27 protein-coding genes are annotated in these 24,230 nt (G+C 52.9%); 15 read left to right on the plus strand and 12 right to left on the minus strand.

Annotation, left to right across the window (positions count from 1 at the left end; genetic code table 11):
* Window positions 1-281: 281 nt before the first annotated feature.
* Entirely contained in the window at window positions 282-908 is a 627-nt protein-coding gene (upp, locus tag ACRRUX_RS18080) for a uracil phosphoribosyltransferase (RefSeq protein WP_432532944.1), read from the minus strand.
* A gap of 407 nt (window positions 909-1,315) precedes the next feature.
* On the opposite strand from upp, the gene purM reads away from it, so the two are divergent.
* On the plus strand, window positions 1,316-2,353 hold the full coding sequence (gene purM, locus ACRRUX_RS18085; protein WP_432532947.1) for a phosphoribosylformylglycinamidine cyclo-ligase: 1,038 nt from the start codon (window positions 1,316-1,318) through the stop codon (window positions 2,351-2,353).
* Window positions 2,353-2,997 (plus strand): phosphoribosylglycinamide formyltransferase, encoded by a 645-nt coding sequence (gene purN / locus ACRRUX_RS18090; RefSeq protein ID WP_432532950.1) that lies wholly within the window; start codon window positions 2,353-2,355, stop codon window positions 2,995-2,997. The genes purM and purN overlap by 1 nt, the downstream gene beginning before the upstream one ends.
* A gap of 42 nt (window positions 2,998-3,039) precedes the next feature.
* Here the strand turns inward: purN and ACRRUX_RS18095 are convergent, their stop codons facing one another.
* Window positions 3,040-3,282, minus strand: a complete 243-nt coding sequence (locus tag ACRRUX_RS18095) for a hypothetical protein (protein WP_432532953.1) — start codon at window positions 3,280-3,282, stop codon at window positions 3,040-3,042.
* Between the two features lie 21 nt (window positions 3,283-3,303).
* Window positions 3,304-3,474, minus strand: coding sequence for a hypothetical protein (locus ACRRUX_RS18100; RefSeq protein WP_432532956.1), 171 nt, complete (start codon window positions 3,472-3,474; stop codon window positions 3,304-3,306).
* Between the two features lie 300 nt (window positions 3,475-3,774).
* Here ACRRUX_RS18100 and ACRRUX_RS18105 point away from each other — a divergent pair, with 300 nt between their 5' ends.
* The 3 genes from ACRRUX_RS18105 (at window position 3,775) to ACRRUX_RS18115 (ending at window position 7,596) form a co-directional block, all read left to right on the plus strand.
* Entirely contained in the window at window positions 3,775-4,521 is a 747-nt protein-coding gene (locus ACRRUX_RS18105; protein WP_432532959.1) for an HAD-IIA family hydrolase, read from the plus strand.
* 624 nt (window positions 4,522-5,145) lie between these two features.
* The gene (gene asnB, locus ACRRUX_RS18110) at window positions 5,146-6,810 is read left to right on the plus strand and encodes an asparagine synthase B (protein ID WP_432532962.1); all 1,665 of its coding nucleotides are present in this window, start codon (window positions 5,146-5,148) and stop codon (window positions 6,808-6,810) included.
* A 171-nt stretch (window positions 6,811-6,981) separates the two neighbouring features.
* Window positions 6,982-7,596, plus strand: a complete 615-nt coding sequence (locus ACRRUX_RS18115; protein ID WP_432532965.1) for a DUF2238 domain-containing protein — start codon at window positions 6,982-6,984, stop codon at window positions 7,594-7,596.
* On the opposite strand, the gene ACRRUX_RS18120 is transcribed toward ACRRUX_RS18115, so the two are convergent.
* The 4 genes from ACRRUX_RS18120 to ACRRUX_RS18135 form a co-directional block, all read right to left on the minus strand.
* Entirely contained in the window at window positions 7,588-7,953 is a 366-nt protein-coding gene (locus ACRRUX_RS18120; RefSeq protein ID WP_432532968.1) for a VOC family protein, read from the minus strand. The genes ACRRUX_RS18115 and ACRRUX_RS18120 overlap by 9 nt on opposite strands.
* 35 nt (window positions 7,954-7,988) lie before the next feature.
* On the minus strand, window positions 7,989-8,696 hold the full coding sequence (locus tag ACRRUX_RS18125; RefSeq protein ID WP_432532971.1) for a DUF445 domain-containing protein: 708 nt from the start codon (window positions 8,694-8,696) through the stop codon (window positions 7,989-7,991).
* Between the two features lie 75 nt (window positions 8,697-8,771).
* Window positions 8,772-9,779 carry a 2Fe-2S iron-sulfur cluster-binding protein gene (locus ACRRUX_RS18130; protein ID WP_432532974.1) on the minus strand — a complete coding sequence of 336 codons (1,008 nt, stop codon included), beginning with the start codon at window positions 9,777-9,779 and terminating at the stop codon, window positions 8,772-8,774.
* Between the two features lie 281 nt (window positions 9,780-10,060).
* The gene (locus ACRRUX_RS18135) at window positions 10,061-10,768 is read right to left on the minus strand and encodes an energy-coupling factor ABC transporter permease (protein WP_432532977.1); all 708 of its coding nucleotides are present in this window, start codon (window positions 10,766-10,768) and stop codon (window positions 10,061-10,063) included.
* Between the two features lie 62 nt (window positions 10,769-10,830).
* Between ACRRUX_RS18135 and ACRRUX_RS18140 the strand changes: the two genes are divergently transcribed.
* Both ACRRUX_RS18140 and ACRRUX_RS18145 read left to right on the plus strand, forming a co-directional pair.
* Complete coding sequence (locus ACRRUX_RS18140) at window positions 10,831-11,253, plus strand: hypothetical protein (RefSeq protein WP_432532980.1); 423 nt, start codon at window positions 10,831-10,833, stop codon at window positions 11,251-11,253.
* 340 nt (window positions 11,254-11,593) lie between these two features.
* Window positions 11,594-11,752, plus strand: a complete 159-nt coding sequence (locus tag ACRRUX_RS18145; RefSeq protein WP_432532983.1) for a YqaE/Pmp3 family membrane protein — start codon at window positions 11,594-11,596, stop codon at window positions 11,750-11,752.
* Window positions 11,753-11,989: 237 nt separating this feature from the next.
* Here the strand turns inward: ACRRUX_RS18145 and yqfB are convergent, their stop codons facing one another.
* Window positions 11,990-12,304 carry a N(4)-acetylcytidine aminohydrolase gene (gene yqfB, locus ACRRUX_RS18150; protein ID WP_432533136.1) on the minus strand — a complete coding sequence of 105 codons (315 nt, stop codon included), beginning with the start codon at window positions 12,302-12,304 and terminating at the stop codon, window positions 11,990-11,992.
* A gap of 160 nt (window positions 12,305-12,464) precedes the next feature.
* Here yqfB and ACRRUX_RS18155 point away from each other — a divergent pair, with 160 nt between their 5' ends.
* The gene (locus ACRRUX_RS18155) at window positions 12,465-12,674 is read left to right on the plus strand and encodes a DUF2986 domain-containing protein (protein ID WP_432532986.1); all 210 of its coding nucleotides are present in this window, start codon (window positions 12,465-12,467) and stop codon (window positions 12,672-12,674) included.
* A gap of 34 nt (window positions 12,675-12,708) precedes the next feature.
* Here the strand turns inward: ACRRUX_RS18155 and ACRRUX_RS18160 are convergent, their stop codons facing one another.
* Window positions 12,709-14,148, minus strand: coding sequence for an MATE family efflux transporter (locus ACRRUX_RS18160; protein ID WP_432532989.1), 1,440 nt, complete (start codon window positions 14,146-14,148; stop codon window positions 12,709-12,711).
* Between the two features lie 24 nt (window positions 14,149-14,172).
* Window positions 14,173-15,003: an ion transporter gene (locus ACRRUX_RS18165; protein WP_432532992.1), complete on the minus strand. Its 831-nt coding sequence runs from the start codon at window positions 15,001-15,003 to the stop codon at window positions 14,173-14,175.
* Between the two features lie 148 nt (window positions 15,004-15,151).
* Between ACRRUX_RS18165 and ACRRUX_RS18170 the strand changes: the two genes are divergently transcribed.
* The 7 genes from ACRRUX_RS18170 (at window position 15,152) to ACRRUX_RS18200 (ending at window position 21,797) form a co-directional block, all read left to right on the plus strand.
* The gene (locus tag ACRRUX_RS18170) at window positions 15,152-15,625 is read left to right on the plus strand and encodes a L,D-transpeptidase family protein (protein ID WP_432532995.1); all 474 of its coding nucleotides are present in this window, start codon (window positions 15,152-15,154) and stop codon (window positions 15,623-15,625) included.
* A gap of 19 nt (window positions 15,626-15,644) precedes the next feature.
* Window positions 15,645-16,229: a VOC family protein gene (locus tag ACRRUX_RS18175; protein ID WP_432532998.1), complete on the plus strand. Its 585-nt coding sequence runs from the start codon at window positions 15,645-15,647 to the stop codon at window positions 16,227-16,229.
* 15 nt (window positions 16,230-16,244) lie between these two features.
* Window positions 16,245-16,850, plus strand: coding sequence for a DUF938 domain-containing protein (locus tag ACRRUX_RS18180; RefSeq protein ID WP_432533001.1), 606 nt, complete (start codon window positions 16,245-16,247; stop codon window positions 16,848-16,850).
* 101 nt (window positions 16,851-16,951) lie between these two features.
* Complete coding sequence (locus ACRRUX_RS18185) at window positions 16,952-17,797, plus strand: D-hexose-6-phosphate mutarotase (protein ID WP_432533004.1); 846 nt, start codon at window positions 16,952-16,954, stop codon at window positions 17,795-17,797.
* Window positions 17,798-17,810: 13 nt separating this feature from the next.
* Window positions 17,811-21,260, plus strand: a complete 3,450-nt coding sequence (locus ACRRUX_RS18190; protein ID WP_432533007.1) for a YdbH domain-containing protein — start codon at window positions 17,811-17,813, stop codon at window positions 21,258-21,260.
* Between the two features lie 11 nt (window positions 21,261-21,271).
* Window positions 21,272-21,460 carry a YnbE family lipoprotein gene (locus tag ACRRUX_RS18195; protein ID WP_432533010.1) on the plus strand — a complete coding sequence of 63 codons (189 nt, stop codon included), beginning with the start codon at window positions 21,272-21,274 and terminating at the stop codon, window positions 21,458-21,460.
* Between the two features lie 16 nt (window positions 21,461-21,476).
* A complete protein-coding gene (locus ACRRUX_RS18200; protein WP_432533013.1) occupies window positions 21,477-21,797 on the plus strand; it encodes a YdbL family protein in 321 nt (106 codons plus the stop codon).
* Here ACRRUX_RS18200 and ACRRUX_RS18205 read toward each other — a convergent pair.
* Entirely contained in the window at window positions 21,794-23,017 is a 1,224-nt protein-coding gene (locus ACRRUX_RS18205; protein WP_432533016.1) for a DUF418 domain-containing protein, read from the minus strand. The genes ACRRUX_RS18200 and ACRRUX_RS18205 overlap by 4 nt on opposite strands.
* 173 nt (window positions 23,018-23,190) lie before the next feature.
* Window positions 23,191-23,943 (minus strand): SDR family NAD(P)-dependent oxidoreductase, encoded by a 753-nt coding sequence (locus ACRRUX_RS18210; RefSeq protein WP_432533019.1) that lies wholly within the window; start codon window positions 23,941-23,943, stop codon window positions 23,191-23,193.
* Window positions 23,944-24,230 lie beyond the last annotated feature (287 nt).

The raw sequence follows: 24,230 nt of genomic DNA on the forward strand, positions 1-24,230 counted from the left end.
GAGCAATCGAAGGTCTATCGGGATAAATCTCTCTTGGCGTCCAACAGTATGCTCTGGGCAGTATGCGCACCTTTAAACCTCGCCCTTCGGGAGGTAAGTCAGCCACACGATTACTGCACAAAATTGTTAAGTCATAAAACCACTATGCTCTCACCAATTTCGCTTGTACTCGAAAGGCTGACATGGCTCTGATGAGATCAATCTTCTATGCGGATTGGTATAATATCCAGACACAAAAAAAGGAGCCCTAAGGCTCCCTGATACATCGCAATCAGCAATGGTTATTTGGTACCGAAAATCTTGTCACCGGCATCACCCAGACCAGGCAGGATGTAACCTTTTTCGTTCAGGCACTTGTCGATAGAAGCTGTGTACAGCTCAACATCCGGATGGGCAGCTTCCAGCGCGGCAATCCCTTCAGGCGCAGCAACCAGCACCAGGGCCTTAATCGAGGTACAGCCACGCTTTTTCAGCAGATCGATAGTGGCGATCATGGAGCCGCCGGTGGCCAGCATAGGATCGACGATCAACGCAATACGCTCATCCACGTTGCTGGTCAGCTTTTCAAAGTAAGGTACCGGCTCCAGAGTTTCTTCATCACGATAGATACCCACCACTGAGATACGGGCAGAAGGGATATGCTCAAGCACACCATCCATCATCCCCAGGCCGGCGCGCAGGATAGGGACTACCGTAACTTTCTTGCCCTTGATCTGCTCAATCTCTACCGGGCCATTCCAACCTTCGATAGTGACGGTTTCAGTCTCAAAATCAGCAGTTGCCTCATAGGTCAGCAAACTGCCAACTTCTGCAGCCAATTCGCGAAAACGTTTGGTACTGATATCCCCTTCGCGCATCAGACCAATTTTGTGGCGAACCAAAGGATGTTTTACCTCAACGACTTTCATGGGTGTCTCCTGTTTTTCCTGCGTAACCATATGCAAATTTTTTCGAGTTTAGAGCATTTGTTTTTGCTATCAAACATAAAGTTTCTTCAGCGCGCCAAATCGTGAACCCCATCGCGACAAGCGTTTAAATATCAGGCAATCCGGGCATTTCACCGCGCCCCCGGCAGTACCAGTTGACTGCTGACAATTCGCCGCCAGCCCCCTGCACACGGGGACCGACAACTGTTGTGGCCAAAACTGCGGTTTAATCACTCACACCGCTCTGGTGGCAAGATCAACCCACAAAAGTTGGTTTTTACGCAGACACTGTCCGCCAGAACGGAAAATGTCAGCTTTCGACCCCGGCCCCAAGCTGATAGAATATGGCCGCACAAAAATCCAATAACGATGTACCCGAGAGGACCTCTGTGAGCACGCCTACCCCACTGAGCTACAAAGATGCCGGTGTCGATATCGACGCAGGTAACCAACTGGTCAATAACATCAAATCTGCTGTAAAACGTACCCGTCGCCCCGAAGTTATGGGTAATCTGGGTGGTTTTGGCGCACTGTGTGAACTGCCAACCAAATACAAGCATCCTGTGCTGGTATCAGGTACCGATGGCGTGGGCACCAAACTGCGTCTGGCGATTGACTACAAAAAGCATGACACCGTCGGAATCGATCTGGTGGCCATGTGCGTCAATGATTTGATCGTGCAGGGCGCTGAGCCTCTGTTCTTCCTCGACTACTACGCCACCGGCAAGCTGGATGTGGATACCGCCACCTCTGTGGTAACCGGTATCGGTGAAGGCTGTTTCCAGTCAGGCTGCGCGCTGATCGGCGGTGAAACCGCTGAAATGCCTGGCATGTATGAAGGTGAAGATTACGATCTGGCCGGTTTCTGTGTGGGTGTGGTAGAGAAAGCCGACATCATTGACGGCAGCAAAGTGGCTCCGGGCGATGCACTGATTGCACTGGCTTCCAGTGGCCCTCACTCCAATGGCTACTCACTCATCCGCAAAGTGCTGGAAGTGAGTCAGGCTGACCCGCAGCAGGATCTGTCAGGTAAACCCCTGATTGAACACCTGCTGGAACCAACCAAGATATATGTCAAATCATTGCTGAAGCTGATTGAACAATCAGACGTTCATGCCATGGCCCACATCACAGGTGGCGGCTTCTGGGAAAATATCCCCCGGGTGTTGCCGGACAATTGCAAAGCGGTGATCGATGGTCACTCCTGGCAGTGGCCTGTGGTATTCAACTGGCTGATGGAGCAGGGAAACATTGCAGAATACGAAATGTATCGCACCTTTAACTGTGGTGTCGGTATGGTCGTTGCTCTACCCAAAGACAAGGTGGATGCCGCTCTGTCCCTGCTCAATGCTGAAGGCGAACAGGCCTGGCTTATCGGCGAGATTGCAACCCGCCAAAGCAATGAAGAGCAAGTGGAGATCCGCTAATGGAATCAAGCTGTCGCATTCTGGTACTCATTTCCGGCAATGGCAGTAACCTGCAGGCCATCATCGATGGCTGCTGTGACAACCTTCAGGCCGATATTGTCGGGGTGATCAGTAATAACCCCGATGCCTACGGCCTTATTCGTGCCCACCAAAATGAAATCGATACCAGCTGTGTGATTCCCCACCAGGGTGAAAGCCGCGGTGAGTATGATGCCCGTCTGGATGCGGTTATTGCCAGATACCAGCCCGACCTTATCGTGCTGGCTGGCTTTATGCGCATTCTCAGTCATCAACTGGTTGAAAAGTATCAGGGACGCATGATTAACATTCATCCGTCACTGCTGCCCAAATACCCCGGGCTCAATACCCATGCCAGGGCAATCGAAGCAGGCGACAGCGAACATGGTGCCAGTGTCCACTTTGTGATCCCGGCGCTGGATGCAGGTCCGGTCATTTTGCAGGCCAAAGTACCTGTCTATGAAGATGATACCCCTGAGCTACTGGCGCAGCGGGTGCAGGAGCAGGAGCACGCCATTTATCCCCTGGTGGTGAAATGGTTCAGTCAGGGACGCCTGACGATGAAAAACACCGAAGCATGGCTTGACGGTGAGTTGATCGGCCCCAGCGGTTACGCGCCGGACTGATTGGTACCAGCGTAAAAAAAACCGCCTTTCAAGGCGGTTTTTTCATTCCTGAAATGTTATCCAAAGCTCGTGGATGGTGTCCCACTCCAGATAAATAACAACCATCAGCAGCAGTAACAGCAACTTGACCAGAATGGAGACATAGATATTCAGCGTTTCCAGTTTCAGTTGCGCAATTTCAACTTCTTTCGTTCTGATAATCAGCGACTTCTGACGCTCAACGCCATGCTTGTCTGTATCTTTGGTGTCAACGGGTTCGGGCGTCAACAGATCCTTGTCTTTCATCAATATCACTCTGAGTCACCGTTACGCCAGCATCCAGCTGCCAAGCCAGGTAATCGCTGTGCCATATACAGCCACCAGGATCAGCAAAGTCGCGATATTGTCTATGGTTTCTGCTTTAATTTTTCGAACTTCGGCAATCTGCCTGGCCATCTCCATATCCCTGAGATCTTCATCAAACTTTAAACGTCGCATCCCTGTATCCTGCTGCTCATGGTTGAGCAAATAACTATCACCCGTTAACTGTACCAACAGGTTACCAGCTGATTTGGTTAAAAAAAAGACCAGATAATCGACAGCGCTCACAGTTCAGCCATCTAACATTTCAAAGATATGCTGCTGATATATCAGATGCGCATTCGGCAATACGCAAAACAGCCTCCCCTAAGTCACTGACTTGGTCATACCAACAAGCCATGCTGTTAACAAATATTTCATTGAAGCCTTTGCCCAACACACTATAGATTGAGACAGACATTAATTGAGAGAATACGAATGAAGAATATTATCTGCGATATCGATGGCGTTTTATTACACAACAACAAACTGATACCCGGTGCTGACAAATTTATCCACCGCATACAGGAACAGGGAAATCCTCTGGTCATCCTCACCAACTACCCGGTCCAAACAGGCAAAGATCTGCAAAATCGCCTCGGCGCGGCCGGTATCAATGTCCCTGAATCCGTGTTCTACACCTCCGCCATGGCGACGGCCGATTTTTTGACGCACCAGGAGGGCAATAAAGCATATGTGATTGGTGAAGGCGCCCTGGTACACGAACTATACAATGCAGGATTTACCATTACCGATATCAATCCTGACTTTGTGATCGTGGGCGAAACCCGCTCCTACAACTGGGATATGATCCATAAGGCAGCCAGATTCGTCGCTCAGGGCGCCCAGTTTATTGCTACCAATCCGGACACTCATGGTCCGGCATTCAGCCCAGCCTGCGGTGCCCTGTGCGCGCCCATCGAGCGAATCACTGGCAAAAAACCTTTCTATGTCGGTAAGCCCTCCTCCTGGATCATCCGCTCCGCCCTCAACAGTATCAATGCGCATTCGGAAAACACCGTCATCATAGGCGACAATATGCGTACCGATATTCTGGCGGGTTTCCAGGCCGGACTGGAAACCATTCTGGTGACCAGCGGTGTCAGCCAACTGGACGACATCGACAAAGAGCCGTTCCGCCCCAACCATATCTTCCCCTGTGCCGGGGACATTGATGTGGTGTAATTCCTGGCAAACTGGTGCTCAGGTGACCGGAGCTATCTGCCGGATAGATGGCTCTGGCTCATCGGCAACACTCAATCACTGACTCGACCAAAATGTCAGCCCTGATTATCCAGTATCCACACCCGCAGAAGGCTTTCACTCTGGTGCCGGGACACTGACCGGATAACCTGCCGGCATGATGTCCGCACCTGATTGAACACTATCCGTTAGCTCCACCGGGATACCAGGGAGAAAGCACAATAGATGACATGCAGCAGATATCAGCAGCAGGACTCTCATCGGCGCCCTGTTCCTCTTCAGCGGATTGTTTCCATCCTTTAGCAGCGTGGCCCGAAGAGCACTCATCATTCAGCAGTTGCATCATCACTGCTCAACATGGCAATTCTTCAAATCACGATAGTGATCTGCTAATTCAAACGCCCCGGCGACAGCACAAATTATCAAATCAATACAACATTCAACAAACAAAAACACAATCAACAATAATCACCCCAAATATAGTGGCGTTAACACACCAAAAACCACAAAAATACCAATGATTATTCATTTTCAAATTTGGCATTTTAAAAAAATCATGGCACAGTAAAACCAATTCACTGCATTGGTTTTGTTGGAGTATTTTTTATGTGTTCTATTTTCGCCATTCTCGATATCCAATCCGATCCTGCCACTTTACGCACGCTGGCGCTGGAAATGTCCAGACTGATGCGTCACCGCGGCCCGGATTGGTCAGGGATCTATGCCGATGATAAAGCCATCCTGGCGCATGAGCGTCTGGCGATTGTCGATGTCGATCACGGTGCGCAACCCCTGCTCAGCGCAGATGAGTCACTGGTGTTGGCAGTCAATGGCGAAATCTATAACCACAAGGAGCTCAAGGCCCAATTGGGTGATAAGTACAGCTATCGCACCAATTCCGACTGTGAAGTGATACTGGCGTTATATCAGGAATACGGTACTGACTTTCTGGATATGCTCAACGGTATCTTCGCCTTTGTACTGTATGACAAGAAGCAGGATACCTGGCTGATTGGTCGTGACCATATGGGGATTATCCCGCTGTATACCGGCTTTGATGCCGAAGGCAACTTCTATGTGGCGTCTGAAATGAAAGCGCTGATGCCGGTGTGCAAAACTGTCGCCGAGTTCAAACCCGGCCAGTATCGTTATGGCAAAGATACTGATCCGGTGCGCTACTACACTCGCGACTGGATGAGCTTTGATGCGGTTAAAGACAACAGTGCCGACCGTCAGGAGTTACGTCAGGCGCTTGAAGGTGCAGTCAGACGTCAGCTGATGTCCGATGTTCCCTATGGCGTGCTGCTATCCGGCGGGCTGGACTCCTCTATTATTTCCGCCATTACCCAGACCTTTGCCAAGCGCCGCATCGAAGATGACGGGGCTTCCGATGCCTGGTGGCCGCAATTGCACTCCTTTGCTGTAGGCCTCAAAGGCGCGCCGGATCTGGCTGCAGCGAAAAAGGTGGCTGATGATATTGGCACCATACACCATGAGATCCATTTTACCTTTCAGGAAGGCCTTGATGCGCTGCGTGAAGTGATTTATCACCTGGAAACTTATGATGTCACCACCATCCGTGCCGCCACGCCAATGTATTTGATGGCGAGGAAAATCAAAGCCATGGGTATCAAAATGGTACTGTCCGGAGAAGGTGCAGACGAACTGTTTGGTGGCTATCTGTACTTCCACAAAGCGCCCAATGCTCAGGCGTTCCATGAAGAGCTAGTACGCAAACTCGATAAGCTGCATCTGTTTGACTGTCTGCGGGCCAACAAAGCCATGGCAGCCTGGGGGGTGGAAGCCCGGGTTCCTTTCCTCGACAAAGAGTTTATGGACGTGGCCATGCGCATCAACCCTCAGGCCAAAATGTCCGTCGATGGGCGTATTGAAAAACAGATCCTGCGTGAAGCCTTTGAAGACAAATTGCCGGCTGAAGTTGCCTGGCGTCAGAAAGAGCAGTTCAGTGACGGGGTTGGCTACTCCTGGATTGATGGTCTAAAAGAGCAGGCCGCCGCCCAGGTCAGTGACAAAGATCTGGCCAATGCCCACTTCCGTTTCCCTTACAACACCCCGGAAACCAAAGAGGCCTATTGCTATCGCAGCATATTTGAAGAGCTGTTTCCCCTGCCCTCTGCTGCGCAAACTGTACCGGGTGGCAAATCAGTCGCCTGCTCGACACCCGAAGCACTGGCGTGGGATGTCAGTTTGCAGGGCGTGATTGACCCATCAGGTCGAGCAGTACGCTCGGTTCACGCAGATAGTTACTGAAAAAAAAACGCTGTGGGAAACTGCAGGTAACCTTCCAACCTGCACTGCCCATACAACCAGTCCCCTCCCGGTGCGAACATCATCACTGGAGCACAATGCACAGCGATCCGGCTGGAGCCGGCTCGCTTTTTATCTCATAATGAGTTTTTCCCCTTTCACCACCAACAACTTATGACATCAAACCGCTTGTTGATGGGCTATAGTCTCATTTTTGCTGTTGTTTTTATCTGGTCCGCCATTGCGCCTTTGGACCGCTTTACCTGGTTTCTGGAAGTCCTGCCGGCCATCATCGGCTTTGTACTGCTGGCCACGACCCGGCATCGGTTCCCCTTTACACCTTTGCTTTACAGCCTGATCCTGATCCACTGCATTATTCTGATGGTGGGCGGGCATTACACCTACGCCGAAGTGCCGCTGTTTGACTGGCTCCGCGATGCCACCGATGGCAACCGCAACAACTATGACAAACTGGGACATTTTGCTCAGGGATTTATTCCCGTAATGATTGCCCGGGAAATTACTATTCGCCGCCATGTGTTTAAATCCGGCAGCTGGCGCAATTTCTTCATTGTGTGTTTTTGTCTGGCCTTCAGCGCATTTTACGAATTGATTGAATGGTGGGTTGCGCTGGCATCCGGAGAGGGTGCCGAGGCTTTCCTCGGCACTCAGGGTTATGAGTGGGACACTCAAAGTGATATGGGCTTTGCGCTGCTGGGCGCCATCATTGCGTTAATCACGCTCAGTCGAACACACGACAGGCAGCTGGCAGAATTACCGTCAGCCTGAGGTCACTGCGTGTCCCCAAACGGCATATTCATTGCCGTTTGGGTCTGCAAAATGAAAACGTCTGCCGCCGGGGAAACTGAAAATCCCTTTGGTGATCTCTCCGCCGGCATTCTCAACTGCCGCCTGAGTCTGCTCCAATTGTTGGCTGAACAGTACGATCAGCGGGCTGCCTTTGTTGACATTGAATGTCAGCGCATCCTGATAAAACCCGCCGTCTATCCCGGCATTGGTAAAACAGCTGTAGTGTGGACCATAGTCCACAAACTGCCAGCCAAATACCCGGGTAAAGAAGGCTTTGGTGGTATCAAGATCCCGTACCGGCATCTCGATGTAATTGATGCAGTTGTGACGTTCCATCGGCAAGACCCAATTTGAGGACTGGAAGTCTCAGCTTAGCGCTGCATCACGGCGGCGGCAAATCCAATCACGCCACCAAACACCCCACCCCAGACCACCAACCAGCCAAGATGTTCACGGATCATCTGCTGCACCATGATCTTGACCATCTGCGGCGTGAGCTCATCAAGCCGTTGCCGGACGATCTCTTCGATGTTTTTCTGCATCTCCGCCATAATGTCGGGCTGCTCCAGCTCACCTTTAAGCAGTTCATAAAACTGCTCACTGGAGGCCATTTCCGTCAGCGAGGATTTCATTTTGTCGATAAAAGGCTGTTTCAGCGGCTGCAATGCCTCGACACCTCCAAACATGGCCAACATACCACCAAAAGATGACTGACCAACGGTTTCAACCAGAGCGTCAAACGAAGGCTCCAGATCAATTTTCTGGATCACAGGCGCCAAATCCAGATGTGCCGGACTGCCCTCAGACTGACTGAGAAAACGGTCAATATTCTCGCGGGTGAAAAATTGCTCCATCATCAGGGTTGCGATAGCCGCTTTGAACTGTTCGAACCTTGCCGGAATGACACCAGACCCATAAAGGCCGGGCACTTTTTCAAACAACATGTGCACCGCCAGCCAGTTGGTCACCGCACCGGAAAGTGCAAATAACCCCACTGTCAGCAGGATATTGGAAGGTAAAAGGTAACCGGCAACGACCAGTGCCGCCGCCAGTAGATTGGTAACCAGACTTTTATTCAAGGAAACTTCCCCATACAAATCAGTGAATAAAACGCGCGTATTGTAATACGAAATCCACCGACCGCCAGAGGCAGTTCACATCCAGGTTCTGGGGTGCTTTCTTAACTCGCGGTAATCAAAAGACAAAACATGGATACGTTCGATGGGGACCCCACCAAGAAACGCCCGCTCCTGGCCTTTCAGCACCATCTTGGGTTCACCGCACAAAAACACCCTGTGACTGCGGTCATAGCTATGTCGGCCTGCCGCAAGTTCCAGCGGGTCCGCTAGGCGCACCCGTTTGCCGTCAACCTGATGCTTTTCAGACTCGGCACTGATACAGGCCTGATAATAGAAGTTGCGGTGCAGCAGCATCTTTTTGAGCATCTCTTTGTGCTGATACAGATCCGCTGAATTCTTGCCACTGTGATACAGAAAAATATCGCCTCTGTGCCCGCGGCTCAGTGCTTCTTCGGCAATACCGGCCACAGCGCCAAGACCGGTGCCACTGCCGATAAGCACCAGAGTATCGTCGGGCAATCCGGGAAAATAATGACAATAGCCCCAGGGCCCCTGCAACTGCAGCAAATCATCCCGTCGGGCGCTGTGATACAGCCACTGACTGAAATCCCCATTCACCTTGCGCCTGACGTGCACTTCGACCATACCCGGTTCAGCCACTCTGGCAATCGCATAAGTACGGCTGACGCCATCGGGACGTCTCAGGTTAATACATTGACCAGCCTGATATTTTCGGTCTTCCGGAACCCTCAGGGTAACGGACACGATATTGTCAGTCAGTATCCGCTTATCGGCTATCGGGGTGTCGAGATACAGAGCCTGAGGCTCAGGTGTTGTTAACACCATATTGGGCGCTGGAATGCACTGACAGGCAAACACCAATCCGGCACGCTTTTGTTCCGGCTCCAGTCCCCGCTGAGAGATCATCGTCAGGTCGCCCTGAACATGCTGCAGCAGACAAGAGCGACAGCGGCCCTTCTTGCAGGAATAATTGGCCGGATATTCATACCTGAGCAGAGTGTCCAGCACGGTTTCGCCCGGTTGGGCGTGAAAACATTGGCTATCCAAATAAAAAAGTGTCATTTCCCCACCAAAAACCTGTCCATGCCTGAGCGCATTTAAAGAGGTCACCCGGACCAAAGGTCCAATCAGCGGCTGCTACTTTTTTATTATGGTTGCTGAATGAATATCAGCATCTTTATTTGAGAAATTACTCCCATGAATCAGATTGCCCTGCAATCTGTCAGAATAAAAGCGCTTTCTCATGATAGTAAGCCTATGTCTTTGGTATCTGCTGTCAAGTACAGCGCCATTGCAACAGCCCGGTCTACGGCAAAAACAGACTGGTAATATATTGAAAGTAATTACTTTTTATTACTGCCTCCCGGCCAGTATTGATTGTCCCTGAAGTCATATAACCATTCTGGTCGATAGACGACCAATAACGTCAGCGCCATCCCATTCAACAGCGCCTCGGGAAATGCCAGCAGTGGAATAAGGTTGAAGTAACGATCCACCAACTCTGCCCAGGAATAATCTGTCGTCAGCCACAACCAGGAGCCCCAAAGCAACATATGGCTTATCAGTACCAGTCCGGCATTAAAAAAGCCGGCGCAGAACAGATAAACAAACAGGTTTCTGGGTAACAGATGAAACCCGCGGCTGTATACGGTGAAACTGATAAACAAAGGTAAAACTGCGCCAAACAATGCGTAGGGCGCGATCCAGCCAGCCTGTCCCTGAACCAGCAAGGCGAACAGACTCACCGGCATAATCACGGCGATACTGGCAAGGCGCCATCCAAACATCTGCATCAATACCACCAACCCGAGAAAATGCACATGCAACTGTTGATAAATGCTGGCATTGAGCATCCACAACAGATTGAGCGCCATCAAGGACCACAGCAGGCGACGCTGCCTGTCTTTATCAGCAAGCAATTGACCGACATCCCGTTTGGGCCAGATAAGCCAAAACCAGATGAGCAGTAACACCAGGGCAAACAAATCGCCAGGCGTAAATTGCCAGTCAATATGAGTCAACTTGCCGCCGACCAGATCCCAAAGCGTCACAACTCCCCCAAACCGACGAATAAGGTTATGATAGACAAAAGCATAATATTGGGCCCCCACAAATGTCGACCCACCAGATTCTGACGCTGTTGTTAACCGGAACCCTGCTGGTTGGCTGCAGTACCTCCCCCTCCCCGGAAAAATACGCAGGCAAAATCCGTGATCAGCTCACCACAGATATCAAAGACAACAGCCTGAAGCTTTTTACTTACCGGGCAACACTGGCACTGCCTCCGGCACTCTCAACCGCCAGACCACAAAACCGGCAGGAGGCAATTAAAATTGCCCGACAGACGGAAGATGCCAGGGAGGAATTTGAACAGCAGTTTGAACTTGGACTGGCCAGAACCCTTGAGATGACGGGCTATTGCCGTGAAGGCTACCTGGAGCTGTTTCGTATTGTTGAAGCAGATCGCGGAGAATTAAAGGGCGAGTGCAACGAAGGCGCCAGTGCCGAAGATATAAAGCGTTTCAGTCACAACTGAATACCATGCCTCAAGTTCCGGCATCCATCATCTGTACGGGAGTCGATTCAAGTGGCTGACAAAACCGGCAGTCCGCGGATTCGCTGAATTCATGTCGGCCATATCGCCGCCAGTCTTTGCCCAACTCAAAGGTTGGGCAAAGACCTTGAGTGGCAAAATAACACCTCTAACTAACTGCAAAACAGCGCATTCAGCGCCGAGAGCCTGCCACGCCAGCGCCACCAAACATGATCAACTGCGCTCTGTCGTTCCACTGCCTGTTTTAACTGCAATCAACTCACTTGCAAGCACTTCATGCATGTGATAATCGTGTTAACAAAATTTAAACATGGAGAAGAACATGAACAAACTACTGCTGATTATCCTGGCCATTTTGCTGCCACCTGTCGCTGTATTTCTGCAAAAAGGAGTCGGTCAGGATTTGGTGATCAACATCATTCTGTGCCTGCTGTTTTTCGTGCCAGGCATCATACATGCGTTGTGGGTGATTACCCGCTGAGTCCAGACAGGCGTATTGCTGCGTCAGTGGAGTTTAACTCATACACTACCGCGATACGCCGAATAATTGCCGGTTACAGACAGTGCTCTGAGAGCACTGTTTTATTTTGCTCATGTCCACAATCGCAGGAGCTCTTCGACCGTCGTATCAAGCCATGAATGACGGACATATCCGGCGGGCCTAACCGCCTTTACATTCAGCCGATGGCCCAACGCAAGCGACCTGGATGCCCGGATCTCAACAAAGCTCAAAGCTGATTTTGTACAGGTGGGTTATCCCGGGATAGATCTGCTGGATCACTGCCTTGAGTTGCTCCAGCGACATATTTTCCTGCTGCGCCTCTTTGGGCCCCAGATCGTCAAATTCAATCTCCTGCACAGCAATAATGCGGATATCACAAAACCAGCGGTCATCTTCCAGGGTGTAAACGGGCAACTTTTGCCCGGCAATCACCCCGGATTCACTCTCATCTCTGAGGGTAATGGTCTTTTTTCCAGCCAGTATGTCGGCTTCAAAACGGCTAAAAAATGTTATCTTGTCCACAGAGTTAATCTCAGTACAGTCTGCTGGTTTAATGAGTTTGCGCGGATTATATGACGAGACCATGTCAAAGCCCATGCCAAACAGCAATATTAGCCAGATGCCCCGGCATGGGGTAGAATGCGCGCCCAATGCAGATGACCGCCCCGACAAGCCGGTCCCGGAGTATGCCATGAACAAGAAGCAAAAGTTGATCAAACAGATGGCCAAACGTGCCAAGGCCAGAGAAAACAAAAAAGAGAAGCCAAATCCAAGCAGTAAAGCCAAGCCCAAGTACATTTCCAAGGCTGAGCGGGCCAAACTGGAAGCGCTGGCGGCAACTCAGGATGACGCTCCTGCACAAGAGCAGGCCACATCCGGCAGTCAGGAGCAGGCTGAATAATATCAAGGACCCATTCGGGTCCTTTTTATCGCCTTTAGCCTGTAGGCTTGCGCTCGTCCTGCTCACCCAGTTGCATCTGCACACAGGATGACGACAACGCACTGGAACTGGCCGGGGTCAGATCGTCAAAGCCATCCGGCTCAGGTCGATGCAAACGCTGCACCCGGCTGACCAGTCTGAATGCCACCCATACCCCGGCCAGCCCAAACACCACTGCCCCAAACGCCTGTCCCAGTAATACGCCATGCACTCCGCCCCACTGCCCGCCCAGATAGACAAATGGCACAGTGCCCAGAGTCGCCTTACCGACATTAAACAAGGTGGAATACTTGGCCTGACCGAGGTTGTTGAAAGAGGCATTGGCGACAAACAAAATGCCGTTAAAAATGAAGAACACTGCGATATAGGTCAGGAAGAAGCTTGCGATATCAGCGCTTTGTCCACTTAAATCAAATGCATCAATGAGCGGCTCACGGCACAACAGCAGGATCAGGCAAACGGCCAGCACATACAAAGTACAGAACTGAATCGCCCTGATAAGTGTTTCCCTGACCCGCTCAAATGCCCCGGCGCCGAAGTTCTGGCCGACAATCGGCCCAATGGCGCCGGAAAGCGCGAATATCATCCCAAAGGCGACCGGGATCACCCGCCCCACCACTGCCCAACCGGCGACGTAGGCATCGCCATACTCAGCAACCGCGCGGGTAACAAACCCATTGCCGATGGGCGTCGCGATATTGGTGAGCATGGCCGGAATTGCGATAGCCAGAATCACCGGAAGATCCATTCTGAAATCTGCCAAGCTGAATTGCCCAAGCAGACGATGCTTCACTACCACGCCCCGCGCAGCAACCAGCAGCACAGTGATCCTGGCCAGCACAGAGGCGACTGCCGCACCTTCAATGCCCATGGCAAACAGAAAGATAAACACAGGATCCAACGCCGCATTCACCGCCCCACCGGCAAGTGTCGACATCATGGACAATCTGGCGTCGCCCACCGCTCTTAACGCCGCCCCCAACGCCATTGCCAAACAGATAAAGGGCAATGATGGCACCAGAATATAGAGATATTCCGAAGCCAGTATCTTGGTCCTGCCACTGGCCCCCACCAAATCCAGCAATTGGGGAATTTGCCAGGTCACCAGTGCCGAAACCAGTATTGAGGTGATCAGGGTAACCAGCGCCGCATTCATCAGCAGCCGACGGGCCGCCGCCACGTTTTTCTGCCCTATCGCTCTGGATACCACAGCGCCCAGCGCAATAGAAAGCCCGATGCCGATGGAAGTGGTGAAAAACGAAATGGTGCCCGCATACCCCACAGCAGCAGCCAGCTCCTCTTCCCCCAGCAGGCTGAGGAAAAACATATCCAGCAGGTCCACCACAAACAGCGCAGAAATCCCCACTGCTGCGGTGGAACTCATGACCCAGATATGACGCATAATGCTGCCGTCAACGAACTTGGCTTCCCCCATGAAACTCCCTTTTATCCTGTCGTTTTAAATATCTTCAGGTAACTCGCTGCCACAGCGATTACAGTAAAGAGCCTGAGGATCATGTCCGGTTTTCAAACAGTTGGGACAACGGCGTAAATCACGCCGTTGCACAATTTGCTGATGGATCTCAGCAGTCACAATACCGCTGGGAATGGCAATGATGGAGTAACCCACCAGCATGGTGAAGGCGGCGATGGCCTGCCCCAGAGCCGTATGAGGCGTGATATCACCATAGCCGACTGTGGTAATGGTCACAATGGTCCAGTACATGGACTGGGGAATGGAGGTAAAACCATTATGAGGTCCCTCAACGACATACATGATGGCACTGAGCACCATCACCAGCAGACTGATAGAAAAGAAAAATACGAAAATTTTACGGCTCGACAGCATCATTGCCCGCAGCAGCATGTTGCCCTCACTCAGGTAACGGATGAGCTTGAGCACCCTGAATACCCTGAACAGCCGCAACACCCGGATAACCAGCGCCATATGCGCGCCGGGAAACAACAATTCCAGGAAACTGGGCAGTATCGACAACAGATCAACCACCCCATAAAAGCTGCGCACATATTGCCAGCGCGATGCCGAGCAATAGAGTCTGAGTATGTATTCGATGGTAAACAGGATGGTAAACATCCACTCCAGCAACATGATCTGCTGACCATATTGCTGTTGCACATGGGAGACGGTCTGCAGCAACACCAAAGCCACACTGAGAATAATACAAATGATCAGGACGATATCGAACCAGCGTCCCGCCGGGGTGTCGGTCCCGAAAATGATGGTTCTGAGCTTCAGTCTCAGTACACTGTCTTCAGACTCTTTGGTCATGGAATTACCTGTAAGATGGGATCTTTCTCAAAAAAGCTGCCGATACTGTTACACCGGCGGGGTGAAATCTCAAGCCCAAATCCTGCTGTATCCACAGCGAAATAGTGTAAGATGCAGCGGTAAATTTGCCTTTCATTCCGGAGCGTCGATGCGTTGCCTGCTTGCGTTACTTCCCCTGCTCGTCAGTCTGCCTCTGCAAGCCGTGGATCTGGTTGTCGTTGAAAAAGCGCAGCGCACCATGACCCTGTATCAGGACGGCCAGGAAGTAAAACGGTTTCATATTGCCATGGGCGATTCACCGAGCGGACACAAGCTGCAGGAAGGCGATCAGCGAACCCCACAGGGCCGATATATACTGGACTACAAAAAGCAGGACAGTGCCTATTACCGCTCCATCCATATCTCCTATCCCAATGCGGCTGACCGTTTACGGGCAGAAGCGCTGGGCGTCAGCCCAGGTGGTCAGATCATGATCCACGGGGAAAATCCCAACTCAGCGCTTTCCCCTGAAGAGCAGCAAGCCTACAACTGGACCAACGGCTGTATCGCCGTCACCAACAAAGAGATGGATCAACTCTGGCAGCTTATCCGCCCCGGCACTCCCATTGAAATCTGGCCTTAAAGTCCATGTTGAGAAACCAATGAGCACACAACCCCTATTAAGCATCCATACACTTGACGCAAGCTGGAGTGATTTTGCCCGCGAAATTGAGGCATTCATTGCCCGACTGGGCCTCAGCCATCTGCAGTTAAGCTGCGATCACGCCGCGCTGCGGGTCAACGATAGTGATACCGCGGCCAGACTGGCCGATGAATTTACCCGCCGGGGCCGGGTAATCTCCAACAACATCATCAATGGCCGGCCGATCCTCATCATCAAACTGGATGAACCTTTGCAGCTTGGCGAGCAGAGTGTCTACTGTGTCGAGTTGCCGTACCCCGGCGACAAACTCTACCCACAGCAAGGCTGGGAACATGTTGAGCTGGTACTGCCGGTCGCCGCCACTGACTGCGAACAACTGGCCAGCGCCCTGAGTGAACAGGTTCCGCACATCGCCGCCGTGTTGTCCGGTGACACAGAGATCAAGGTCAAATTAAGCTCTCCCCGGGGTGAGCATGAACGTTTGCCCAATCCAACCATCGCTTTCAAGCTCGGTGGACTGTGTGTCAAGATACATGCCCACAGCATTGAAGCTGTCATCGCCAGCGAACAAGGCTGCCAATAAAAAGGAGAACCGACCTTGGCCTCAACCCTGCCGTTTTCTCAGGCCTGTGAAAATAACAGGCACCCCATTCTGGATGAACTCAGGCCAAGGTTAAAAACCGCGCTGCGGCTGCTGGAAATAGGCAGCGGCACAGGTCAGCACGGCAGTTTCTTCGCCACACGTTTACCCCATCTGGAGTGGCAGATGTCGGATTTGCCGGGCAACATACCTCATCTGCAATTGCGTCAGGCTCAGGCTGGCCGTGCCAACCTGCCGGCAGTCATCACGCTGGATGTCACCCAGCCGACTCATCTGGGTCAGTTTGATGCGGTATTCAGCGCCAATACCCTGCACATCATGCCCGCCAGCGCCATCAGCAACTTTTTTGAATGTGCCGCCATGCATTTGCCCATCGATGGACAACTCTTTGTTTACGGCCCTTTTATGTATCAGGGACTGTATACCTCAGAATCCAACCGGGAATTTGACCTGTGGCTGCAGGAACGCAATCCCCGCTCCGGATTACGGGAGATTGATGATATCTGTCACTGGGCACGCGCCGCCACATTACAGCTGCAGGAAGATATTCCCATGCCTGCCAATAACCGTTTGTTGGTGTTCGTAAAACATGCAGGCTATTGAAATTTAATCAAGTGATGCATTTTCAGCGACGGCTGGCTTATGTGTAACAGCCTTAGCGGGTATGCTGATACACGAATAGTGCGAAAACCTAAGGAAATATCATGGGCTCTGTTGCCACCAAAACCCATCCAAACGGGCTGGAATATGTTGAAATCAGTACCGCCCTGTGCAAAGCCCGCATCTTCATGCAGGGTGCCCAAATCGATTACTTTGAACCCGTTGGGAAAAAACCACTGCTGTGGGTATCCAGCGCCGATGACTATCAGCCCGGCAATGGTATCCGTGGCGGTATTCCTGTGTGCTGGCCCTGGTTTGGGATGAGCGATAAAGACGGCTTTCCGCAACACGGTTTTGCCCGTACCCGCCTCTGGTCAATGGAGTCTGTACAACTCCACGGCGATGTTGCCAAACTGAAATTTGTGCTGCATATCAAGGATGCCGATCGCCAATTCTGGCCTCATCTCACCCGGGTCGCCATTGAGTTTGAGTTGAGTGATACCCTGAAAGTCAGCCTGGTCAATGAAAACTGCGGCCATGAAACCGTCACTCTGACTCAGGCGCTGCACACTTACTTCCCCATTGCCGATATTCATCAGCTCAAAGCCAGTGGTTTTAGCGGTGCCAAATACATTGAATTTGCCCGGGGCCCTTATGTTCAGGAGGGCGATGAGGTGCTGTTCGACCGGGAAACCGACCGGGTCTATACCGAACTGTCGCCAGTACAGTTGTTGCATACGCCCGATGGCACCATTGAAGTTGGCCGTGAGCACAGTCACTCAGCAGTGCTGTGGAATCCCTGGATTGATAAATCCAAATGGCTCAGCCGCTTTAATGATGAAGACTATCTGACCATGGTGTGTCTGGAAGCGGCGAATGTGCTTGAAGATAAGCTGGTACTGGAGCCGGGCCAGTCGCACACCCTGACCACCACCATACGCTGGCTGTAACAGGCAACAGAATATGAATGGCAAACGCTGGCTTTGGGGACTGGGCACCACACTGCTGCTCAGTCTGCTTCTGCTGGTGCTTTGCCGGCAATGGTTGGTCAACACTCTGGCCAACCACTTCCTGGCACCCTATCAACTGCAGCTTAAGTCGCTGGACTACAGCATCACCGATCTGCGCTCTGTCACCATTCATCGGCTGCTGCTGAGCCATCAGCAAAATACACTCACCCTTGAGCAGGTCGACATCAATTTGGGTGTTCCTTTCTACCGGATAAATCGCACCAACATCGCTGCTATCCACGTCCAGGCTCAGGAACTGTTGCTGACCCTCCCCCAGCTGCCATTCATACCATCAGCGCCGCAACAGCCCAGCACGGATCACAGTCAGGCCTTTCCCATACCGGGAGATTGGGTCACACTGCTGCCGCACCTTGATATTGCCCGTGCGCGTTTGAACCTTGCCGGAGTATTGCTGGATATCGATAAAGCGGCGTTGGCAGCTCTGTCATCTGCCAAGGCAAATCACCCTGAGTCTCAGGGCATCAGATTCAGCGCCCGCTTGGTTCAGGCCGGGGCGGTCTCAAAAACTGCGCCTCACAACCAGCCAGCGCTGGCCACGCTGAGTGGTCAATGGACCCGCAGCCAGCTGACGCTGGATATCGGGCTTGAACTGTCGCCGCTGCCCGCCCTCGCCGCTGACCTTGACAATGCCCAGGACAACTCATGGCGCAACGCCCAGGATGCTCAGACCAAGACGGTGACCGCATCCGGGGCGCCATCACCAATCCCCAACGACCCGAGCATGCGCGCTATCAAGGCGCTCGCTCGCGTTACGTTGACCGGTCAGGCGCAAGTGAAGATGCAACTCAGTCCCGATGAGGGTCTCAATGCCCGGGGCGAGCTTTCCAAGGTCACTGTAGCCGGGGAACTTTCAGACATTTTGGCAAGCCCCTTCACACTCATCCCGGCTGACGTCAGCGCGGTGCACTCACAATCCCAGGGCTTCAAAATAAGCACCGATCTGCTGGCATTTGGCTTTACTCAACGTGAACAGCACAGCCGCTTACTCAAGCTGCAACCTGCAATACTGACGCTGAATATCGACAATCTGCCCGCGCTGTTGGCCGATAGGCTGATACCGACACACTCAGTCACAGCTTCGCCGGCGGCAGCTGCAGAGTCGGCGATGGCGACGGACACAGATACAGAGTCAGGCACTGGGACAACGACTGAGACAGTTGCGGGATCAGTGACTGGGCCAGGTTTAGCAACCGACAACGCCGCAGAGCCGGTAAGGAACAAGCAGCCACAATCGCTGCGCTCTGTGCTGGCAATACCTGAGCTGTCGCTGCAATCACCACTGACTATCAGCTGGCACTCCACGCTGACTCTGGCGATTCACTCAACCCCGGCAGCATCACATGATCCGGACGCCAAATCCCAAACAGAGCAGCAACAAACGCAGCAATCAGTGCAAATGCCACATCCTGATGCTCAAGACAGGGCAGCATCCGCGCTCAAGCAAACATTTGAGCCAGGACAAGTGACTGCGACCGAGCGAGAGCTCAGTGCCGGAACCACAGGAGCGCTGACTATCACCCTTGGCCCTCAGTCACTGATATTGACACAGCCTGCCCTCAGCTGCCGGGCGAGCTGTGCGCTGACTGCCGCCTATCAGCTTACACTTAAACATCAGGCGCTTGATGGTTCCCGGCTGCAGTCCTATGTCCCGGTTGCCGCGCACTGGCAACTGGGCCAGGGCACAATAACGGCCAGCGGCCGGATCGCCGCTGATTTTCCGGTGAATAAACAGGACTCAGCTCAAGCGGCAACGAAGGGCAATGAGTTACCCTTGGCAGAAACACTGCAGGCCAAGATTAACGGCGAGCTTGACTGGTCACCTGCATGGCTGAAACATGGCGCGGAGTTTTACACTCAAGAACCACAGTTGAAGCTGGGCACTGAGATTGAATGGGACAAAGGGCTGATTCGTGTGCAACAAACCAGCCTCAATCTAAAGCTGCCCAGTCTCAGGCTGGATCAGCCTCAGGGTTATCTCGACGCCGCCTTCAATACCGCGCTGTCGATTGACTCGCTGATCATTGACCCACGGCTCAATGACTCCCGGTTAAATGACTCAGCACGCGTTGATTCCCACAGCGGTATTGATTCACACCGCGGCGCCGCAACGGCCGATGACACACAGATTGCGGACTCAAAATCCCGGGAATCCCGGCTCCCTTTCACTGTGCAAACGGCAGCGCCAATCAAACTGTCCATGGAGCTGAATGATGCCAGCGCTGAATTGAATCGTCGGCACTGGACCTTACCACCGGTCAGTCTGAAGCAGACACTCAACTGGTCTCTTACGGCTGACTCTGCAGTAAAGACAGTAAATTCATCGGCAAATCAAACCTGGTTAACCAGTGATGAGCGCTGGCAATGGGGCGACATTTCTGCCACCAGTCAGCACCGCCTCACCGGCTCGAAAGATGCCCGCTGGCAGTTGCAGGGACAATGGCAAACTTTCGCCTTACTGCCAACACTGCAGCAAACACTGGCATCAGCCGTGCCACCTAAGCTTTGGCGCCAATATTATCCGCAGGAACTCACTCTAAAGGGGTCGGTACAGCTGCAGGCAAGCACGCAACTGGATGTAACGTTGCCCGGCAGGCACAAACTTTCGCCTGTCGCTAACTGGCAAATTGACTTGCATCCTGAATTCAACCTCCCTTCCGCCAAATGGCAGCAAATCATCTTTGAGCAGGGTAAATTCAGCGGCCATTGTCGCGCCGGCGCTCAATTTGCCGATGTCCGCTGCGATGACCTGTTGCTTACACTGGGCAACTTCAATCCCGGTCTGCCCATCACCGACATCCATCTTGCCGGTCATATCAATGCCGAAGTCAGCGGTGGGGGCGAACTGAATATTCAGGGCCGGGGCAAGGTACTTGATGGCGAATTTCTGCTGCCTGAATTCATCCTCAGCAAACACTCGGTATCCAGCGCCTATTTGGTGTTGCAGGGGTTGAGTCTGCCCAAATTATTGGCCTTGCAACCGCTGGAAGGCGTTACCCTCACCGGGATTTTTGATGGCGTGTTGCCCGCGAAAATTGATCATGGCAAGGTCAGCGTCTCAGGAGGCCGCCTGGCCGCCCGCGCCCCGGGAGGCCAGATAGCCATTACCGACAACCCGACCATCACTCACCTGAGGCAAACTCAGCCCCAGTTGGATTTCGCCTTTAATGTCCTGACAGATCTGCATTACAGCAGTCTTTACAGCACCTTTGATATGCAGCCCACTGGTGAGGCGGAATTAAAGGTGCATATCGAAGGCAACAGTCCGGGCATTACCCGCCCTATTGAATTCAACTACACCCATCAGGAAAATCTGTTGCAGCTGTTGCAAAGCCTGCAAATAGGCAACACACTGCAACAACGACTGCAAGACTCACTCGAATAAGGGGAATTTCGGTGAAACTAATAACCCACGCCAGCCTTGCCACCCTTGCGTTACTGCTCGGCGCCTGCACGCCCACAGTCAAAATTGAGGCGCCGGACAAACCGATTGTGATCGATCTGAACGTCAAGGTGGAACATGACATCCGCATTAAAGTCGATAAGCAGGTGGATAGCCTGTTGCAAGACAAGAGTTTGTTTTAGTGAAAGGAGTACAGCCATGAAAACCATTTTCGCTGCCTTTGCCGCGCTGCTGATCTCTGTAAGTGCCTATGCAATGACCTTGCAGGAAGCCAAAACCCAGGGATATTTGGGGGAGCAACTTAACGGTTATCTGGGTCAGGTTCATCCTAACCCGGCGGCAGCCGCTGTGATGCTGGAAGTGAATGCCAAACGAAAGGCCGAATATGAAAAAATTGCCAAGCAGAATGGCGTCAGCCTGACCTTTGTCGAACAACAGGTAGGCAGTAAAGCCATCGCAGCCGCCAGTGCCGGGGAATACATTCAGAGTGAGCAAGGCGGCTGGGTAACCAAACCCTAATGTTTGCGCACAGGCGGCACTGTCCACCAGGTCAGTGCCCGCCACAGCCACTCCATCGGTCCTTGTCTGAAGTACGCAAGCCACACCGAACTGAGCATAATCTGCCCGATGCCAATCAACAGCGCGACCACAAACAGCATCTCCCGCCCCAGACTGGCGTACCAGCCCAGCCCCCATCCGAAAAACAGCCAGGCCAGGATCAACGATTGGCTGAGATAATTGCTCAGCGCCATCTGACCGACCCTGCGGATCCCCTGCTGCAGCCACAGCCATTTGCCTGATTGTAGCCACAGACACAGCGCTCCCATATAGCCCAGCGACATCAGTACAGATGCCAGCAGATTGGGCAGGCTGCCGAAATTCAGCCAGGCCGCCATGTCCCAGCCCCGAGCATGATTCCACCACACGCCCCAGAGCGACATCAGCAGCCCGGAGCCTATTCCCATCAGCGCCAGCCGCTGGTACCCGGATGTCTCACCACGTCCCTGCAGCACGCCCTGTCTCAGCAGCGCCGCCCCCAGACACATCATCGCCAGCGCTTTGCAGGCGACGGACAACAGTAATTGCGTCAGCACATCCATCGCCGACCCGGCCATTTCACCGCCATCCCAATTACCGCCGCGCATAAACTGCATCAGCTGATCATAGTCCCCGAGATAAATCTGCCGGTAGGCCAGCAACTGCACGTCATCTGGGGTGAATACCGCCTGCAGATCGCGCCAGCCATCCGCCCCCAATTGCGTAGGCGTCACCGCAGAGATCGCCCCGAAATACAGCGCCAGCACCATGAATAGCGCAAAACCGCCATAAAGTCCGGATACAGAGAGTCGCAACAGCGGATACAGCAACAACCCCAGCAGGGCGTAGATAAACAGAATATCGCCATTCCACAAAAACCAGGCGTGCAGAAAGCCAAACAGCAGCAGCCACAGCTGCCGCCGGACAAAGATGTCCACCGCCCTGCCCCGTTGGCTCACCAGTTTATCCTTGAGCAGAGCCGCTCCGGCGCCGAACAGCAAGGCAAACAGGCACAAAAAGCGCTGATCGAAAAATACACTGGCAAACAGGAAGAAAGGGTAATTGAGCGGATTGGTAGTATCCCATGACAGAGGGTTGAGATAGGCGCTCATGGGCATGGCAAAGGTAATGATATTCATAAAGGGCAAGCCAAGTACGGCTATCCCGCGGATCAGATCCAGGCTATCCAGTCTTGTTGCCATCGGCCACTCCCTGACACTGTCGCAGGCCAACACGTGCCCGCCGGATGAACAAATTTTGTCAGAGAATGGTTCACGATTCGAGCAAAAATATCCTCAGGGCATCAAGTACTGCCTCGCCTCCCGGTAAAACCACAGCGGGCAGCGGGGCTGAGAGTCTCAATCACCATATTTTGTCACAGCGGCCAGACGGTCTGCTCGGCGCCCCCGTCCAGCTCCAGGATTTTTCCTGTCATCCAACTGCTGGCATCCGATGCCAGAAACAGCGCCGCCTGAGCGATATCCTCCACAGTGCCAAGACGTTTCAGCGGCGTGCGCTGTGCCATCGCGGCCAGCAGGTGCTCAGGCACAGCCCGTGCCAGCGCGTCGGTCAGTACAGGTCCGGGCGCGATACCGTTAACCCGGACAGTGGGTGCCAGCTCCTGCGCCAGCAAGCGGGTCAGCTGTGACAACGCCGCTTTGGCGGTGCCATAGGCAGAAAAATGAGACTGGGCATAGCGCGCAGCGGCCGACGAGATGTTAATAATACTGCCTCCACCAGCCATGTGCGGCACGCACAACTGGGTAAGCGCAAAGGCCGGTGACACATTGAACGCAAATACCTGCTCCAGCAGTTGCGGCGGACTGTCCATCGCCACATTGGGGCCACCGCCGCCGACATTATTCACCAGAATATCCAGCTGCTCTGTGTGGGCCACAACGGCGCTCAGCAAACGTTGGCGGGCGTCATCACAGGTCACGTCACAAGCGAGCGCCATAGCCTGTCCCCCCAGGGTTTCAATCTCTCCCACCAGCTGTACCAATGCCGAATGATCCCGCGCGCTGACAATCACCTGCGCCCCGGCTCTGGCCAGCGCCATTGCAATGCCTCTGCCTATTCCCTTGCTGGCACCGGTCACCAGCGCTGTTTTTCCTGTCAGTGAATACATCAATCCCTCTCCCTGCGCCTTGTTGAGCGTCCAGCCTGCCCCACCCCGGCGACAGCGCCATCGTCCGACAAGACCAGAGCATGGAACAGAGCGGATTGAAGGGAACATTAGCGAGTGTATTGATGAGTGCCTTGAAACCCGGTCACGATGCAGAATATTTAGGCACGAAACAGATACTGATTTGAGAACAGATTGCCATGTCACAACATCGGTACAAAGCAGCCAAACAGCAAATAAAAAGCCGGCGCATTGGCGCCGGCGACTAAGGTTACAAACAGCTCGACTAA

The organism is Shewanella sp. GXUN23E, from assembly GCF_050865035.1.
Lineage (GTDB): Bacteria > Pseudomonadota > Gammaproteobacteria > Enterobacterales > Shewanellaceae > Shewanella.

Coding starts and splice junctions, on each gene's coding strand:
- upp (WP_432532944.1), bottom strand. CDS start 908: ATGAAAGTCGTTGAGGTAAAACATCCTTTGGTTCGCCACAAAATTGGT.
- purN (WP_432532950.1), top strand. CDS start 2,353: ATGGAATCAAGCTGTCGCATTCTGGTACTCATTTCCGGCAATGGCAGT.
- ACRRUX_RS18095 (WP_432532953.1), bottom strand. CDS start 3,282: ATGAAAGACAAGGATCTGTTGACGCCCGAACCCGTTGACACCAAAGAT.
- ACRRUX_RS18100 (WP_432532956.1), bottom strand. CDS start 3,474: ATGCGACGTTTAAAGTTTGATGAAGATCTCAGGGATATGGAGATGGCC.
- ACRRUX_RS18105 (WP_432532959.1), top strand. CDS start 3,775: ATGAAGAATATTATCTGCGATATCGATGGCGTTTTATTACACAACAAC.
- asnB (WP_432532962.1), top strand. CDS start 5,146: ATGTGTTCTATTTTCGCCATTCTCGATATCCAATCCGATCCTGCCACT.
- ACRRUX_RS18115 (WP_432532965.1), top strand. CDS start 6,982: ATGACATCAAACCGCTTGTTGATGGGCTATAGTCTCATTTTTGCTGTT.
- ACRRUX_RS18120 (WP_432532968.1), bottom strand. CDS start 7,953: ATGGAACGTCACAACTGCATCAATTACATCGAGATGCCGGTACGGGAT.
- ACRRUX_RS18130 (WP_432532974.1), bottom strand. CDS start 9,779: ATGACACTTTTTTATTTGGATAGCCAATGTTTTCACGCCCAACCGGGC.
- ACRRUX_RS18140 (WP_432532980.1), top strand. CDS start 10,831: ATGTCGACCCACCAGATTCTGACGCTGTTGTTAACCGGAACCCTGCTG.
- ACRRUX_RS18145 (WP_432532983.1), top strand. CDS start 11,594: ATGAACAAACTACTGCTGATTATCCTGGCCATTTTGCTGCCACCTGTC.
- ACRRUX_RS18155 (WP_432532986.1), top strand. CDS start 12,465: ATGAACAAGAAGCAAAAGTTGATCAAACAGATGGCCAAACGTGCCAAG.
- ACRRUX_RS18160 (WP_432532989.1), bottom strand. CDS start 14,148: ATGGGGGAAGCCAAGTTCGTTGACGGCAGCATTATGCGTCATATCTGG.
- ACRRUX_RS18165 (WP_432532992.1), bottom strand. CDS start 15,003: ATGACCAAAGAGTCTGAAGACAGTGTACTGAGACTGAAGCTCAGAACC.
- ACRRUX_RS18170 (WP_432532995.1), top strand. CDS start 15,152: ATGCGTTGCCTGCTTGCGTTACTTCCCCTGCTCGTCAGTCTGCCTCTG.
- ACRRUX_RS18175 (WP_432532998.1), top strand. CDS start 15,645: ATGAGCACACAACCCCTATTAAGCATCCATACACTTGACGCAAGCTGG.
- ACRRUX_RS18185 (WP_432533004.1), top strand. CDS start 16,952: ATGGGCTCTGTTGCCACCAAAACCCATCCAAACGGGCTGGAATATGTT.
- ACRRUX_RS18190 (WP_432533007.1), top strand. CDS start 17,811: ATGAATGGCAAACGCTGGCTTTGGGGACTGGGCACCACACTGCTGCTC.
- ACRRUX_RS18200 (WP_432533013.1), top strand. CDS start 21,477: ATGAAAACCATTTTCGCTGCCTTTGCCGCGCTGCTGATCTCTGTAAGT.
- ACRRUX_RS18205 (WP_432533016.1), bottom strand. CDS start 23,017: ATGGCAACAAGACTGGATAGCCTGGATCTGATCCGCGGGATAGCCGTA.
- ACRRUX_RS18210 (WP_432533019.1), bottom strand. CDS start 23,943: ATGTATTCACTGACAGGAAAAACAGCGCTGGTGACCGGTGCCAGCAAG.